The sequence below is a fragment of the Streptomyces sp. NPDC090077 genome, from assembly GCF_044747545.1.
GTDB lineage: Bacteria > Actinomycetota > Actinomycetes > Streptomycetales > Streptomycetaceae > Streptomyces.
The window spans coordinates 96,650-112,040 of sequence record NZ_JBIVEG010000015.1 but is presented as its reverse complement, the minus strand read 5'-3'; the positions used below and the strand labels follow the sequence as shown (position 1 = coordinate 112,040).

Annotated in this window: 15 protein-coding genes; 5 read left to right on the top strand and 10 right to left on the bottom strand. The window is 74.1% G+C overall.

The annotated features are described in order from the left end of the window. Window positions 1-169: 169 nt before the first annotated feature. The 7 genes from ACIPW5_RS24110 to ACIPW5_RS24080 form a co-directional block, all read right to left on the bottom strand. Window positions 170-346 (bottom strand): daptide-type RiPP, encoded by a 177-nt coding sequence (locus ACIPW5_RS24110; protein ID WP_164720927.1) that lies wholly within the window; start codon window positions 344-346, stop codon window positions 170-172. Between the two features lie 120 nt (window positions 347-466). After that, window positions 467-1,651, bottom strand: coding sequence for a daptide-type RiPP biosynthesis dehydogenase (mpaC, locus tag ACIPW5_RS24105; RefSeq protein WP_401248464.1), 1,185 nt, complete (start codon window positions 1,649-1,651; stop codon window positions 467-469). Then, window positions 1,648-2,949 carry a daptide-type RiPP biosynthesis aminotransferase gene (gene mpaD, locus ACIPW5_RS24100; protein WP_401248461.1) on the bottom strand — a complete coding sequence of 434 codons (1,302 nt, stop codon included), beginning with the start codon at window positions 2,947-2,949 and terminating at the stop codon, window positions 1,648-1,650. Before mpaD ends, mpaC begins: the two co-directional genes overlap by 4 nt. Next, window positions 2,946-3,815, bottom strand: coding sequence for a daptide-type RiPP biosynthesis methyltransferase (mpaM, locus tag ACIPW5_RS24095; protein WP_401248458.1), 870 nt, complete (start codon window positions 3,813-3,815; stop codon window positions 2,946-2,948). Before mpaM ends, mpaD begins: the two co-directional genes overlap by 4 nt. Window positions 3,816-3,820: 5 nt before the next feature. Continuing rightward, on the bottom strand, window positions 3,821-4,846 hold the full coding sequence (gene mpaB, locus ACIPW5_RS24090; RefSeq protein WP_401248455.1) for a daptide biosynthesis RiPP recognition protein: 1,026 nt from the start codon (window positions 4,844-4,846) through the stop codon (window positions 3,821-3,823). A 177-nt stretch (window positions 4,847-5,023) separates the two neighbouring features. Further along, on the bottom strand, window positions 5,024-5,983 hold the full coding sequence (locus ACIPW5_RS24085; RefSeq protein ID WP_401248452.1) for an LLM class flavin-dependent oxidoreductase: 960 nt from the start codon (window positions 5,981-5,983) through the stop codon (window positions 5,024-5,026). Between the two features lie 66 nt (window positions 5,984-6,049). Next, window positions 6,050-6,304 carry a hypothetical protein gene (locus tag ACIPW5_RS24080; protein WP_401248449.1) on the bottom strand — a complete coding sequence of 85 codons (255 nt, stop codon included), beginning with the start codon at window positions 6,302-6,304 and terminating at the stop codon, window positions 6,050-6,052. A 264-nt stretch (window positions 6,305-6,568) separates the two neighbouring features. On the opposite strand from ACIPW5_RS24080, the gene ACIPW5_RS24075 reads away from it, so the two are divergent. From ACIPW5_RS24075 to ACIPW5_RS24065, 3 genes are all read left to right on the top strand, one after another. Continuing rightward, on the top strand, window positions 6,569-7,549 hold the full coding sequence (locus ACIPW5_RS24075) for a LuxR C-terminal-related transcriptional regulator (RefSeq protein WP_401248447.1): 981 nt from the start codon (window positions 6,569-6,571) through the stop codon (window positions 7,547-7,549). A gap of 116 nt (window positions 7,550-7,665) precedes the next feature. Next, a complete protein-coding gene (locus ACIPW5_RS24070) occupies window positions 7,666-8,343 on the top strand; it encodes a pyridoxal 5'-phosphate synthase (RefSeq protein WP_401248444.1) in 678 nt (225 codons plus the stop codon). 63 nt (window positions 8,344-8,406) lie between these two features. Next, entirely contained in the window at window positions 8,407-9,441 is a 1,035-nt protein-coding gene (locus ACIPW5_RS24065; protein WP_401248442.1) for a helix-turn-helix domain-containing protein, read from the top strand. A gap of 97 nt (window positions 9,442-9,538) precedes the next feature. Here the strand turns inward: ACIPW5_RS24065 and ACIPW5_RS24060 are convergent, their stop codons facing one another. The 3 genes from ACIPW5_RS24060 to ACIPW5_RS24050 form a co-directional block, all read right to left on the bottom strand. Beyond that, window positions 9,539-9,961, bottom strand: a complete 423-nt coding sequence (locus tag ACIPW5_RS24060) for a Zn-ribbon domain-containing OB-fold protein (protein ID WP_401248439.1) — start codon at window positions 9,959-9,961, stop codon at window positions 9,539-9,541. Then, window positions 9,958-10,410 carry a DoxX family membrane protein gene (locus ACIPW5_RS24055; protein ID WP_401248436.1) on the bottom strand — a complete coding sequence of 151 codons (453 nt, stop codon included), beginning with the start codon at window positions 10,408-10,410 and terminating at the stop codon, window positions 9,958-9,960. The genes ACIPW5_RS24060 and ACIPW5_RS24055 overlap by 4 nt, the downstream gene beginning before the upstream one ends. Before the next feature lie 150 nt (window positions 10,411-10,560). Further along, window positions 10,561-11,331, bottom strand: coding sequence for a maleate cis-trans isomerase (locus ACIPW5_RS24050; RefSeq protein WP_401248433.1), 771 nt, complete (start codon window positions 11,329-11,331; stop codon window positions 10,561-10,563). A 164-nt stretch (window positions 11,332-11,495) separates the two neighbouring features. Between ACIPW5_RS24050 and ACIPW5_RS24045 the strand changes: the two genes are divergently transcribed. Then, a complete protein-coding gene (locus tag ACIPW5_RS24045) occupies window positions 11,496-12,656 on the top strand; it encodes a flavin-containing monooxygenase (protein WP_401248430.1) in 1,161 nt (386 codons plus the stop codon). 327 nt (window positions 12,657-12,983) lie between these two features. Next, window positions 12,984-15,212: an acetate--CoA ligase family protein gene (locus tag ACIPW5_RS24040; protein ID WP_401248427.1), complete on the top strand. Its 2,229-nt coding sequence runs from the start codon at window positions 12,984-12,986 to the stop codon at window positions 15,210-15,212. The last annotated feature ends 179 nt before the right edge of the window (window positions 15,213-15,391 follow it).

Below are 15,391 nucleotides of genomic sequence, written 5' to 3'. Positions count from 1 at the left end.
ATGCCGGTCCACCAGCCCGGGGCCTCCATGGCCTCCAGCTCCTGCATGCCGAGCTCCAGGGCGGGGAAGGCGTCGATCGCGAGGTTGTCCTGCATGGGTCGTTCTCCTTGTCCGTGTGGGGTGTTCGGTGGGTGGTGCCGGGTGTACCGCCGTCTGCGGTACGGGTTTCTCAGGTGGCGATGATGGCCGCGGAGGCGACGTACGAGCCGTAGCCGGCCGCCGAGGCGACGACGACGCCGGCGCTGACGCCGATGCCGGTCCACCAGCCCGGGGCCTCCATGGCCTCCAGCTCCTGCATGCCGAGCTCCAGGGCGGGGAAGGCGTCGATCGCGAGGTTGTCCTGCATGAGAGGTACTCCTGTTCCGGGTGTGTCGATCAGGGCGTGCTCTGTGCGTGGGATGTGGTCTCCCGTCCGCACCTCGCGGCGGTGCCTGCGGGTGCGGAAGTTCGTGGTGCCGGGCCGGTGTCAGGCCGCGGCGGCGTCGGCCAGCAGGCCGTAGACGTCGTCGGTGCGCAGGCCGCCGAGCATCGGCAGTCCGGCGCCCCAGGCGCGGACGGTGCGGTGGGCGACGTCGGCGAGCCGGTCGGGGCCCGCGGTGATGCCGCGGCCGATGCCCCAGTGGTCGATGAGGGCTTCGATGCCTTCCGCCGGGTCCGCGGGGAGGTCCGCGGGGGCGGTGGCCCGCAGCCGGTTCCACAGGTGCCGGAGCCGGTCGGCGGAGCCGAGGCGGGCCTCGCCGTCGGAGATCGCCCGCCACAGGTGCGGCAGGATCGCCGCGACCGCGGTCATCTTGCGCACTCCGAGGGCGGAGGACAGTTCGTTGGCGATGAGCCAGCCCTTGACCGCGTACAGGTCGCGGCCGAGGTGGGCCCATTCGGCGTGGCTGAGGCCGCTGAGTTTGGCGATCTCCAGCCGGAGCCGGTCGTCGGTGGGGCGGCCGGCGCGGCGCGCGGCGCGCACCTCGTGGCCCAGCAGCACCAGCCGTTCGGCGATGGTCTCCACCAGCGCGTCCTCGGTGGGCAGGTCCCCGTGGTCGCCGACGTACGGGCTGACCACGCGGTGGAGCGCTTCGAGGACTCCTTCGGCGACGAGTTCGTCGTCGAGGGTGGCGGTGGCGAGCGGGTCCAGGACGGCGGCCCTGGGCCGCAGTGCGGTGCCCATCACCAGCCGCTTGCCCTGGCCGGGGTAGCCGAGGCAGGCGACGCCGCTGGACTCGGTGCCGGTGCCGACCGTGGTGGGGACGGCGACCAGCGGGAGTCCGTGCCGGGTGGTGTGGCCGAGGACCAGCAGTCCGCTGCGCTGCGGCACCGTGAGGCGGGCGTACGCGTCGGGGTTGGTCCGGATGAGGGCGGCCAGCTTGGCCTGGTCGAGGAGGGAGCCCCCGCCGATCCCGACGAGCAGTTCGGCGTCGGCGACCCGGGTGGCGAGCGCGGCCACCGTGTCCAGGTCGCCGGGGCCGGACAGCTCCAGCACGGTCGTGTCGTACCGGTCCCCGGCGAGCAGGGTCCGGATCCGGGCGGTGACCGGGGCGGTGGCGACGGCCGGGTCCACGAGGACGGTGATCCGCCGCTCGGGTCGGCCGGTGAACCAGGCGCCCAGGCTGTCGCAGCCGATCAGCTGCTGGGCCGGGGCGTGCCAGCCGGCGCTCACGCCAGGGCCTCGGCCGCCGGGGCGGCGGTCCGCGCCAGGTGGAGGTCCAGTCCGGCGGTGACGGCGGCGAGGAGTTCGGTGAGTTCGGCGTCGGTGTAGGTGAGGGCGGGGAACAGCTGGATGCCGTGCACGCCGGGGTGGACGATGGCGCCGGCGTCCCGGATGGCGCGGACCAGGGCGTGGACCTGATCCTGCGGGAAGGGGGTGCCGTCCGGGTCGCACAGCCGGACGGAGCGGAAGCAGCCGAGGCCGGTGGTGGCGGCGACCCGGGGGTGGCCGGCGACGAGGGCGTCGAGTTCGGTGTCGAGCCGTTCGGCCAGGCGGCGGCCGAGGGCGACCGCGTCGAGACGGCGCATCTCGTCGAGGGTGGCGGTGATGGCGGCGCAGGTGACGGGGGTGCCGGCCTGGGTCTCGCCGTGGGTGAGCATGGCGCCGGCGTCGGTGAAGGCCTGCGCCACCTGGTGGGAGGCGAGGACGACGGCGGCGGCGCTGGTGCCGTTGGTGAGTCCCTTGGAGGAGACGAGCAGATCGGGCTGTTCGGCCCACTGCTGGGAGGCGAAGAGGCTGCCGGTGCGGCCGAAGCCGGTGGCGACCTCGTCGGCGACCAGCAGGAAGCCGTGTTCGCGGCGCAGCCGGAGCAGTTCGGCGAGGTACTCCTCGGTGAGGGGTACGGCGCCGCTGCCGAGGACGGGTTCGACGACGACGGCGGCGATCTGGGCGCCCTGGCGGGCCATGAGCGTGTTCAGCTCGGCGGGGTCGTTGGGGGCGACGTGGCGGACGAACCGCTGGTCGACGCCGTACAGCTGCTGGCCGAGGTCGTCGCCGGTGAGGGCGAAGCTGCCGAAGGTGAGGCCGTGGTAGCTGCCGCGCAGGCCGACGACGACCTTGCGGCGGGGCTCCTCGCGCAGGGCGTGGTAGTGCCGGGCGACCTTCATGACGAGGTCGTTGGCGGCGCCGCCGGAGGTGGAGAACAGCACGCGGCCGTAGTGGTCGGGGCCGGCCGCTTCGACGAGGGCCTCGGCGGCGCGCCGGGCGTAGACGTTCTCGTAGCGGAAGACGGAGAGGTAGGAGGCTTCGCGGAGGGCTTCGGCGGCGGCGTCGGCGATGGCCTCGTTGCCGTAGCCGATGTTGGTGTTCCACAGGCCGCTGGAGCCGTCGAGGAGTTCGCGGCCGTCGGCGAAGCGGACCCGTACGCCGTGGGCGGAGACGGCGCAGGTGTCGTCGCGGCCCTGGTCCTGGGGGGCGGTCAGGTTCGGCCACAGCGGGTGCGGGCCGGGGGTCTTCACGGTGTCGTTCACGGGGTCGCCTCCGTTTCGAGCAGGACGTCGTGGTGGCGCTCGCCGACGGCGGGCAGCGGGTGGCGGGAGCGGACGGAGAACCCGGCGGCGGCCAGTTCGGCCTCCAGGAGGGCGGCGGGCAGGACGCCGATGGTGGTGGTGCACACCTGCACGGGTCCTTCGTCGCCGAGGTCGGCGGGGAAGAGGGTGACGGTGCGGCTGCCGGAGTCCGGCGTCCAGTGTTCGAAGAGGCGGTAGGCGCGGCCGCTGTCGGTCACGATCTCCATGTCGACCTCGGCGGGGCCCTCGCCGGTGGCGGCCATGTCGACCGTCGAGAGGAGGAACCGGCCGCCGGGCTCCAGGTGCTCGCGGACGGCCCGGTAGAGGCCGGTGCGTCCTTCGGCGTCGAGGAGGGAGATGGTGGTGGTGCCCAGCACGATCGCGCCGAAGCGGCGGCCGAGGTCGAAGTCGCTCATGTCGGCCCGGACGGGCAGGCAGCGCTCGCGCAGGGCGGCCGGGACGGTGGCGAGCCGCTGGTCGAGCAGCTCCAGCATGTACGAGGAGAGTTCGAGGGCGGTGACCTGCCGGCCCAGGGCCAGCAGGGGCAGCGTGAGGCGTCCGGAGCCGGCGGCCAGGTCGAGCACGTCGCCGGGGATGCGGCGGACCAGGGCGAGGAGCTCGCGCACCTCGTGGGTGCCGGTGCCGGCGAGGTCGTGGTAGACGGTCGCGCCGACCTCGTCGTACAGGTCGCAGAGCCGGGCCCGGTCGCCGAGGGAGGCGAGGAGTTCGCCGGCGCGTCCGGGGACGTGGGCGGGGGTGGGGACGCGGTGGCCCGCGTCGGACATCGGCTTGGCGGCCGTGGTCGTCGTCATCGTCATCGTCGTCATGGCGGTCACTGCCCCGCCGTCACGAGCTCGCGGGTCCGCAGGGTGACCCCGGCGTCCTCGAAGTACGCGGCGACCTGCTCCAGGCCCGCCCGGTCGGCGTAGCCGGCGCCCGCCTCCGCCGAACCGGTGACCAGCAGCACCTCGGCGAGGCCCGCGGCGACGGGGTCGAGGCCGAAGGTGCGCCCGCTCGCCGGGTCGTGGACGAAGGCGTCCTCGCCCGCCCACAGCAGCAGCGGCAGCAGCGCGTCGGTGGTGTCGGCGGCCTCGTCGGCCGGGACGGAGGCCGCGGCGGCGTTCAGCCGGCCGCCGAACCCGGAGACCCGTACCTCGGCGGCCACGCCGCGGGAGCGCAGGTCGCGGACGGCGCCGACCGCGGCGAGGTAGCGGCCCAGCCAGGGGCGGTCCGCGGCCGGTCCGCCGTCGGCGGCGGCTGCCGATCCGAGGAGCCAGCGGGTGTCGAGCTGCTCCAGGGTGTCCTCGCCGAGGACGCCGAGCCGGGCGCCGCCCGGGGCGGTGGACAGGAAGCCGTCCTGGTCGGCGTACAGGCGGCAGCGGGGGCCGTCGCCGGCCGGTCCGGCGCCGAGGGCGGGCAGGTCGGCGAGCTGGATGACGGGGTTGGTGAGGAAGTCGGGGAAGGTGCCCGCCTGCCGGGCCTGGTCGGCGTCGGCGAGGTAGGCGTCGAGGTCCATGTCGTCGGCGACGCGGATCAGCGTCGGGCCGACCACCGACATGTAGGCGCTGACCCCGTAGTTCTGGATCTGGAGGTAGAAGTCGGTGCCGAGGGAGCATTCCAGGCCGGGCTCGCTCAGCGATCCCTCGTAGCCGGCGACGACGGGGCCGTCGGGGATTCCCGCGTCCGGGGTGTGGCCGGGGGCGAACACCACCGAGCCGGGGCCGACGAGGCCGGAGCCGAGCAGCGTGGAAAGGTGGTCCGGATTCTCCAGGACGACCGTCGCGGAGCCTTCGGCGGAAAGCTCCGCCCCCGGCTTTCCGGTACCCCAGAGCATCAGGTGCCTTTTGATTCCCGCCATGACTCCCCCTTCAAGGAATGCGAAGCAATTCGAAGCGTTTCGTGGACGTGCCGGACGCGGTGGTGCGTCGGCCGCGGTTGCGCGGTGGACGCGCCGGACGGACTCCGGCCGGGGCCGGTTCTGGGCACGCCGGATCGCGGTCCGGCCGTGCGGGGGCCGGACCCGGGTGTTCCGGGTTCAGGCCAGGGCGGACAGAATCGTCCTGAGTTCTTCGGAGGCCGCCGGCGGGCCGTAGCAATTGGCCACGCCGGTGGTGTTCAGGACGACTTCGTCGACGCCCGCCTCCTCGTACTCCTTCAGCTGTGCGACGAGTTCCGTGATGTCGCCGCTGAGGAATCCGCGCCCTTCGACGAGGGCGCGCGCGTCGAGCTCCCGGTCCGTGCCGGTGATGCCGATCCCGGACTTGCGCAGCATGTCGATGTAGTGCGGGAGTCCCAGGTGCGCGGAGTTGCTGGCGAGTGCGATCTCGCCGGCCGTGCGGTCCTTCCGGGCGAGGGCCAGCGGCACCATCGCCACGAGCCTGGGCACCGGCCGGCCGGCCTTCGCCGCGCCTTCGCGCAGCGCCGGCAGGACGGTGTCCCGCAGGTAGGCGGCCGGGGTCAGCCAGGTGATCGCCACGTCGGCGACCTCTCCGGCGAGCCGGGCCATGGCGGGCCGGAGCACGCCGAGCCCGATCTCCACCGGGGCGGAGGGGAAGGGCGCGAGCTGCGCGTCGCAGGTGACGTACTCGCCCGCCATCCGTACGTGCTCCCCGGCCAGCAGGCCGCGCACGGCCGTCAGGTACTCGCGGGCCGCGGTCAGGGGACTGCGGTACGGGGCCCCGCGCAGGGCCTGCTGGAGGGAGGGCGCCCCGGGGCCGAAGCCGGCGGTCACCGGCTGCCCGGTGGCCAGGGCCAGCGAGCGGGCCTGGAGAGCGGCCTCGTAGGGGTGGCGCAGCGGCATGAGCGTGACGCCCAGCCCGGTCGGGACCCGGAAGCCGGCTCCCGCGGCGTGGACGAACCCCTGGTGGGGTTCGACCATGAGGGACTGTCCCTGCCAGAGCCGCTGCGCCCGGGTCCAGTGGACGAGGCCGGCGTAGGGGAGGATCTGTTCCGGCCGGGTCGGCAGGAACGGTATGAGTACCGAGTGGGCGGTCATGGTGTGGCTCCCTTCTTCCTTCCTCGTTCTTTGTTCCGGGACCGTGGGGCCGTGGGGCCGTCGTGCTTAAACCCAGTCGAAGGTTTCGCGGCGGTCGACGGGGAGCTTCACCTTGGTCCCGCAGTTCTTGACGTCGATCTCGTCGGGTTCCACCACGGAGAGGAAGCAGCGGGCCTTTTCGGCCACCTGGCCGGACGCGGTGAGCTGGTCCTGGGCCGGCGGGTGGATGAAAGGACCGGAGAAGGTCAGTCCGGCCGCAACCGCGAATCCCGCGATGAGCGAGGCGATTCGGATGTGCCCGCCGAGCTGGTTCTTCTTCATGTTTCCCCCTGTGTGGATCGCCGTTGTTCCGACACAGAGAAGACTGCCGTTCGCCGGACCTGCTTTCGAGCGTTTCCCGACGCAGCTTCCTGCGTCGGTGTGTGCAACAAGCTGCACGGACGCGGGAACCAAGACCGGTGGGAACGCTTCCGTTACCCATGGCCAGCCGGTGTTCACGTTCGTATGATCAGCCCACCGTGCTGACCACACGGGGCACCATCACAAGGGGGAACCATGCGCGCCGGAAGCCTCATCCACTTGGGGATGTCAGCCGAGGACGAAGACCTGTACAGATGCCTGCTCCGGCTGACGGAGGGCACGCCCCCCGTACTGGCCGAGCACCTCGGGGCGCCGGTGCCCGAGGTGGAGGAGTGGCTGGCGCGGCTGGAGTCGATGGAGCTGACCTCCCTGGCCGACAACGGCAGCATCCGGCCGGCCCCGCCCGCGATCGCGGTGCAGCGGCTGATCGACCTGAGGCTGCGGGAGCTCCAGGAGGAGCTGCGGCGGGTGGCGGCCGAGCAGCGGGTGGTGGAGTCGCTGCTGGCGGAGCGGGACGCGGTACGTCCGGCCGTGCGCGACGCGTCGGAGCGGCCGGCCATCGAGCGGGTCGAGGGGACGCCCAACGTCCGGGCGGTGATCGACGAGCTGACCTTCTTCACCCGGGAGGAGGGGCTGACCACGCAGCCGCACGGGGCGCTGAGCGAGGCCAGCATCGAGGCGTCCCGGCCGCTGGACGCCCGGATCCTGCGGCGGGGCATCAAGATGCGCACGATCATGCGCCCGGCGGCGGTGGAGGACGCCCCGACGCTGGCCTACCTCCAGGAGATCTCGGCGATGGGGGCGGACATCCGGATCTCGGACAAGCCGCTGGAACGGATGCTGGTCTTCGACCGGGCGGCGGCGCTGACCCCGATCGACCCGCAGAACCCGCGTCTGGGGGCCCTGGTGATCCGCGAGACGGGCCTCGTCGCCAACCTGGTCTCGCTGTTCGAGCGGATGTGGTCGGACTCGGTGCCGCTGTCGGAGGCGGTCGCGGCCCGGCAGGGGCCGGAGGGCGGGCTGAGCGAGATCGAGCGCAAGGTGCTGGCCACCATGTACCAGGCGGAGAAGGACGAGAGCGGGGCCCGCGAGGTGGGCGTCTCGGTCCGCACGTACCGCAAGTACGTGGCGGACCTGATGCAGCGCCTGGGGGCGACGAACCGCTTCCAGGCGGCCCTGCTGGCCCGCGACCACGGCTGGATCTGAAGCGCCCCGCATCCGGCCCCCCGCCCGGCCCGGGTCCTGCCCGCGTCCCGTCCCCGTCCTGCCCGCGTCCTGGACGGTCCGGCCGCCCGGCCGGGGTACCTCCTAGCCTGGGCGGCATGACGAGCGAAGGCAGCAGCAGCGAGTTCCACGAGGTACTGCACTCCCTGCGGGTGTGGGACGTCCCGCTCCCCGGCTTCGATCCGGCCGCGGCCCCCGGCGAGCCGGCCGGCCTCTTCCGGGAGTGGTTCGTGCACGCCGCCCGGGCCGGGCAGCCCGAGCCGCACACGATGACCCTGGCCACGGTGGACGCCGAGGGGCGGCCGGACGCGCGCGTGCTGATGCTGCACGACGTGGACGAGCGGGGCTGGCACTTCGCCTCGCACTCCACGAGCGCCAAGGGCCGCCAGCTGGCGGGCCGGGCGGACGCGGCGCTGGTCTTCTACTGGCCGTCGGTGGCGCGGCAGGTGCGGATCCGGGGCCGGGTCGTGGCGGGCGGGCCCGAGGAGGGCCGGGCGGACCTGGCGGTGCGCTCGCGCGGGGCGCTGGCGGCCGCGCTGACCGGCCGGCAGAGCGAGGTGCTGGACTCCGCCGAGGAGCTGGCGCGGGCCTCGGCGGCGGCCTGGGAGCGGGCCGCCGCGGAACCGGACGCACCGGCGCCGACGTGGACGCGGTACGTACTGGAACCCGCCGAGGCGGAGTTCTTCCAGGGCGACGCCGCCCGCCGGCACGTCCGCCTGCGCTACCGCCGCCGCGCGGAGGGCGGCGGCTGGGTGCGGGAGCTGCTCTGGCCCTGAGCCGCGTACGCCGGTCCGGGGCCGGGGCTCGTGTCAGGTCGAGGTGGAGGTCTGGGGAACCGCATGGCAACGCTGGTGGCGTCGGACGTCGTCGAGGCGCGCGAGGACAGGTTCGACTGGTTCTGCGAAACCGTCTCCAGCCGGGTGATGCCCGTCCTGCTCAGCAGCCGGCACACGGCCGACTTCCGGGCGGACGTCACGGAGCTGGACCTCGGCGTGGTGCGCCTGTCCGCCGTGACGTGCTCGCCGGTGAGCTCGCGCCGCACCATGACCCACGTCCGGCGGGGCGATCCCGAGCACCTGCAGTTGGCGCTCCTCACCCGGGGCGCCGTCCGGATCTCCCAGCGGGGCAACGAGTCCGTGGTCTCGGGGGGACTCGTCCTCACGGACACCTCACGGCCGAGCGAGGGGGCGTGCGCGGACGGGACGCTCGGATCGGTGGTCGTGCAGATCCCCCGCCGGGCCCTGGCGCTCGGCCCGGACCGGCTGGACGGCCTCCTCGCACGGAACCTGCCCGCCGGCACCGGGTCGGGAGCCATCCTCGCCGACTTCATGAAGTCGCTGCTCGCACGGGCCCCGGACTGCCGCCCGGAGGAGCTGCACGGGCTGGGGGCCGTCACCCTCGACCTGGCCACCGCGTTCCTCGCGCGGCAGCTCGGCGACCCCGGGGCGACGCCCGCCGAGGCCCGTGACCAGGAGACGCTCCAGCGGATCCACCGCTTCGTCGAGAACAACCTCGGCGACCCGGACCTGACCCCCCGGGCGATCGCCGACCGGCACAACATCTCGCTGCGCCGCCTCCACGCCCTCTTCGGCGACCAGCCCCTGAGCGTCGCGGCGCACATCCGCCGCAGCCGCCTGGAGCGCGCCCGCACCGACCTCGCCCGCGCGGAGCTCAGCGGCCACCCCGTCCAGGAGATCGCGGCCCGCTGGGGGTTCGCCAGCGCCACCGGCTTCAGCCGGGCGTTCCGCCAGGCCTACGGGATCACGCCCACCGAGCACCGCGCGTCGGCCCCGGACGCCCCGGAGGCCCCCGCGGCACGCAGAGCACAGGAACCCGGCACGCCACGCACACCACGGCGCGGCGCCCGCGCCTAGATTCACCCCCGGATGACGGAGGCCGGGCCCCTGCCCGAATCGGGGGCCCGGCCTCTCCGCACCGCCGTCCGGTGCCGCCGGCCGGTCCTGCGGCGGGTCAGGCCTCCTCCGCCGGCCGGAAGACCGCCACCCACACCCCCTCCGCCGCCTCGCGGAAGGTGGCGCGCAGGGGCATGCCGATGCGCAGGTCCCCGTACGGGCAGTCCACGACCTCGGTCATCATCCGGGGGCCCTCCGCGAGGTCGACGACGGCCGCCGCGTAGGGGACGCGGGTGCCGAAGGGCGGGAGGTCGTTGCGGTGGACGACGGACCAGGTGTAGAGGGTGGCGCGGCCGCTCGCCTCCTCCCAGGTGACGCGGTCCTCGCCGGCCCAGCAGGCGGGGCAGAACTCGCGCGGGTAGTGGTGGGCGCGTCCGCAGTCGGCGCAGCGGCGCAGCAGGAGGCGGCCTTCGGCGGCCGCGTCCCAGTAGGGGCGGGTGAACTCGTCCGTCTCGGGGAGGTCGTACCGTGCGGCGGTCACGTGAAGAGTCCGATCGCCGCGTCGAGGGACCAGGTCTGCCAGGACATCGCGAGGAGGGCGACCAGCGAGATGAGGGCCATCATCGAGTTCTGGCCCTGCTCGGCCCAGTCGTGGATCATCAGGACCAGGTAGAGCAGGTTCAGGAGCAGGCCGCCGACGAGGGCGAGCGGGGTGAGGAAGCCGAGGACGAGGCCGAGTCCCAGGGCGAGTTCGGCGTAGACGACGACGTACGCCATCAGCCGCGGCCGGGGCTTCACGACCTTCTCGAAGCCGGTCTTGACGAAGCCCCAGCGGTGCTTGCCGGCGACGTCGGCGGCCCAGGCGATGCCGGTGCCGCGTTCGAACCAGCCCTTCTTGTCCTTGTGCCGCCAGCTCTCCAGCCACCACAGGCCGAGGCCTATCCGCAGCACGGCGAGCCATTCGGCGCCGGTGAGCCAGATGGTCTGCACGGTTCGCCCCTCCACCCACTCGATCTGACGGTACGTCAGTTCAGCGGATCGGAGCGGATCCCGCAAGGGGTCGGACGCGGAGGGTCCGCACGCGGAGGGGTCGCACGCGGAGGGTCCGCACGCGGAGGGGTCGCACACGGAGGGGCCCCCTCAGGCGACCGAGAACAGCCGCCCGTACCCCGCGATCCCGTCCGCCGGCTCACCCGCCGCGCGCAGGGCGGCCCACAGCAGCACCTGGTTCGCGGTCAGCACCGGCCGCCCCAGCTCCGCCTCCAGGGCCTCGATCACCCCGACCGCCCGGAAGCCGTTGCCGCCGACGAGCACCGCCTCCGCGGTGTCGGGGACCTGCTCCCGAACCCAGCCGTACAGGGCGTCCGGCCGGATCAGCGCCTGCCCGCTGGGCAGCCCGCACGGGGCCGCGTAGGGGACCTCGAACCCGGCCTCCTCGTAGTAGCCCCGCCCCAGGTCGTTCAGGGTGGCGTCGAACCACGGCGGGTCCACCAGCGCCAGCCGCGAGACCCCGAGCGCGCGCAGCGCCCCGACGGCCGCGGCGCAGGTCGCCACCACCGGCAGCCCGTCCGCCCGCTCCCGCAGCCGGTCCAGCATGTACGCCTCCCCGCGCGCGCCGATCACGTACGCGGAGCTGGTGAAGGCGTACCCGATCGCCGCCACCGGCGCGGCGGCCAGCAGCCCGACCGCGTCGTCCACGTGCGGCGGCTCGGCGAAGGCCCGGACGGGGGCGAGCGGCACGGTCGGGCCCATCACGACGCCGGGGCCCATCGCGGCGAACTGCACCCGGGCGGCGTGCAGGCCGACGTCCGCCGGGGCCATGGCGCGCAGCTCCGACTCGGGGCCGACGTCGCCGTGGGGGGTGAGGACTCCGAGGCGGACGCGCACGTCCCACCCGTCGGGCTGCCACATCGCGCACGCACTCCTCTCCAGGACCGGATGTCCCACTTTGGCAGCATCCGCGCCGACCGGGCGCCGGGCCGCGCCGGAGCCGGCCGCCGCCCGTGATCGATCCGCAATCGATTCCCTCCTCGTCCGAGACCCATCAACGCCGCGTGTCGATACGCTCACTGGCCATGCCCGAGCCCGATCTGACCTCCACCGAGCCCCGCCCCGTGTACGTGATCGGCGCGGGCCCCGGCGGCCTCGCCGTGGCCGCCGCACTGCGCGCCCGCGGGGTGCGCGCGGTGGTCGTCGAGCGGACCGGCGCGGTCGGCGCCTCCTGGCGCGGCCACTACGACCGGCTGCGGCTGCACACCACCCGGCGGCTGTCGGGCCTGCCCGGACTGGCGGTCCCGCGCCGCTTCGGGCGCTGGGTCGCGCGGGCCGACGTGGTCCGGTACCTGGAGAAGTACGCCGAGTTCCACGAGCTGGAGCTGGTGACCGGGGTCGAGGTGACCCGGATCGAGCGCGCCGCCGACGGGGAGGGCTGGACCCTGCACGCCTCGGGCGGGCGGCTGCTCGCGGCCCGCGCGGTGGTGGTGGCGACGGGCTACAACCACACCCCGGCCCTGCCCGACTGGCCGGGCCGCGAGGCGTACACGGGGCGGCTGCTGCACGCCCGCGACTACCGGAACCCGGCCCCGTACGCCGGCCGGGACGTGCTCGTCGTCGGCGTCGGGAACACCGGCGCGGAGATAGCCGTGGACCTCGCCGAGGGCGGTGCCGCCCGGGTACGGCTCGCCGTGCGCACCGTCCCGCACCTCGTGCGCCGCTCCACCCTGGGCTGGCCGGCGCAGCGCACGGGGATCCTGGTGCGCCGGCTGCCGGTGCGGTTCGTGGACCGGCTGGGGGCGTACGCCGCCAAGGCGGTCCCGGACCTGTCGGCGTACGGTCTGCCGCGCCCGGCCTCCGGCCTGTACAGCAGGGTCCTGGAGGGGGCGGTGCCGGTGCAGGACGTCGGCCTGATCAAGGCGGTGCGCACGGGCCGGGTGGAGCCGGTGGCCGCCGTGACCGGCTTCGACGGCGACGCGGTGGTGCTGGCCGACGGCACGCGGATCACCCCGGACGCGGTGGTGGCGGCGACCGGCTACCGGCGCGGGCTGGAGGGGCTGGTGGGCCACCTGGACGTACTGGACGAGCGCGGCCGCCCCATCGCGCACGGCGCCCGCGCCCCGCGCAACGCGCCGGGCCTGTACTTCACCGGGTACACGAACCCCATCAGCGGGATGCTCCGCGAGCTGTCCCTGGACGCCGAACGCATAGCCCGGGCCCTCGCGCGCACGCGCCCGGCCTAGGCCGTCTCTTCCGGATCTTGCCTGACCCGCGCCGCCCGGCACCGCACCTCGCCGCGTTGGCGGAGCACCCGAGTACGTCCAGTACAAGGGCGCCCCGCCAACGCGCCGATGCACGGCACCGGACGACGCGGGCTTAACCGGCAAGATCCGAAAGAGACGACCTAGAGGGGCCGAAACCCCCTCTGTACCGGAGCGGACGATTCTGCCACCGTTCAAGCACACCACCTCCACCACCTTTCCTGCGCATCCCTGTTCCTGACGGCGCGTCAGTTCAGTAATCTGACTACGCGTCAGCTATGGACTCATCGAGCAGGGCGGGGCGAAGCGATGCTTGGATCTACTCACGGCACCCTCACCACCGACTTCCGCGCACGCGTCGAGGCCTGCGGGGAGACCCCCAGGACGGCCGTCCACTCCACGGCGGCACCCGAGGACTCGGACGCGCTGGACGTCAGCGGACGGCCCCTGCACTCCGACGTGCCCGACCTCGACCGGTTCTTCCGGCCCGAGTCCGTGGCGGTCATCGGCGCCTCCGACACCGAGGGCAGGCCCAACACCGGCATCACCCGGCAGCTCATCGCCTGGGCCGAACGCGTCGGCGCCCGCGTCCACCCCGTCCACCCGACCCGCACCGCCGTCTTCGGACTGCCCTGCCACGCCTCCGTGGCCGAGCTGCCCGAACAGGTCGACCTCGCGGTGCTCCTCGTCGCGGACCCGCTCCCCGTCATCGAGGAACTGGCCGACACCAAGGTCAAGTTCGCCGTCGCCTTCGCCTCCGGCTTCGCCGAGACCGGCGACGCGGGCGCCGCCGCCCAGGCCCGGCTGGCCGCCGCCGTACACCGCTCCGGACTGCGGCTGCTCGGCCCGAACACCAACCTCAACGCCTTCGAGAGGTTCCGCGACGACCTCGACGGCCCCGCCATCGCCCTCATCACCCAGTCCGGGCACCAGGGCCGGCCCGTCTACACCCTCCAGGAACTCGGCATCCGCCTCTCCCACTGGGCGCCGACCGGCAACGAGGCCGACCTGGAGACCGCCGACTTCATCTCCTACTTCGCCGAGCGCCCCGAGGTCGGGGCCATCGCCTGCTACGTCGAAGGCCTCAAGGACGGCCGCTCCTTCCTGCTGGCCGCCGACCGCGCCGCCCGCAACGGGGTCCCGGTCGTCGCGGTCAAGGTCGGCCGCACCGAGACCGGCGCCCGCATGGCCGCCTCCCACACCGGCAAGCTCACCGGGGCCGACACCGTCGTGGACGCCGCCATGCGGCAGTTCGGCGTCATCCGCGTCGACGGGCTCGACGAACTCCAGGACACCGCCGCCCTCCTGGCCCGGGCCAGGCCCCCGCAGGCCGACGGGGTCGTCGTCTACTCCATCTCCGGCGGCACCGGCGCCCACTTCTCCGACCTGGCCACCGAGGCGGGCCTCACCCTGCCCACCCTCTCGGACGCCAAGCAGGACGAGCTCCACCAGTGGATCCCCTCCTACCTCAACGTCGCCAACCCGGTCGACAACGGCGGCCACCCGGTGGGCGACTGGCGCGGCCGCAAGATCATCGACGCGATCCTCGCCGACCCCTCCGTCGGCGTCCTGATCTGCCCGATCACCGGCCCGTTCCCCCCGATGAGCGACCGGCTCGCGCAGGACCTCGTCGACGCCGCCGAAGCCACCGACAAGCTGGTCTGCGTCATCTGGGGCTCCCCCGTCGGCACCGAGGAGGCCTACCGGACCACCCTCCTCGGCTCCTCCCGCGTGGCCACCTTCCGCACCTTCGGCAACTGCATCACCGCCGTCCGCGCCTACCTCGGCCACCACCGCTTCACCGCCTCCTACCGCTCCCCCTTCGCCGACGCGCCCCGCACCCCCTCCCCCTCCCACCGCAAGGCCCGGGCCCTGATGCGCCCCGGCCAGCAGCTCAGCGAACACGCCGCCAAGCAGCTGCTGCGGGCGTACGGCATCCGCGTCCCGCGCGAGCAGCTGGTGACCAGCGCGGCGGGCGCCGTCCGCGCGGCGGGCCTGGTCGGCTACCCGGTCGTGATGAAGGCCTCGGGCCCGCAGCTGGCCCACAAGACCGAACTCGGCCTGGTCAAGGTCGGCCTCACCTCGGCCAGCCAGATCCGCGACGCGTACCGCGAGCTGACGGACATCGCCCGCTACGAGAACGTCCCGCTGGACGGGATCCTGGTCTGCCAGATGATCGAACGCGGCGTGGAGATGGTCGTCGGCGTCACCCAGGACCCCCTGTTCGGCCCCACCGTCACCGTCGGCCTCGGCGGCGTCCTGGTGGAGGTCCTCGGCGACGCGGCGGTCCGCGTACCCCCCTTCGGGGAGGACCAGGCCCGCACCATGCTCCGCGAACTGCGCGGGCACGCGCTGCTGGAAGGCGTACGGGGGGCACCGCCGGCGGACGTGGACGCGCTGGTGGAGGTCGTCCTGCGGGTCCAGCGGATGGCGCTGGAACTGGGCGACGACCTCTCCGAGCTGGACATCAACCCCCTGATGGTGCTGCCCCGCGGGCAGGGGGCGGTGGCACTGGACGCGCTGGCCATATGCCGCTAGCCGGTGGGCGGGCGGGTGGGCCGCTGCGCGGAGCGGGTCCCCCGTTCCCTGGAGGCTCCGCCCCCAGACCCCCGCGCCGCAAAAGCCCGGGGGGGGGGGTGTTGCCCCCCCGCCGGCGGTTGGGGGGGCGGGGCGGGAGCGCCCGAGGGGGGCGGGCGCCCCCCCCGGGACGGGCGACG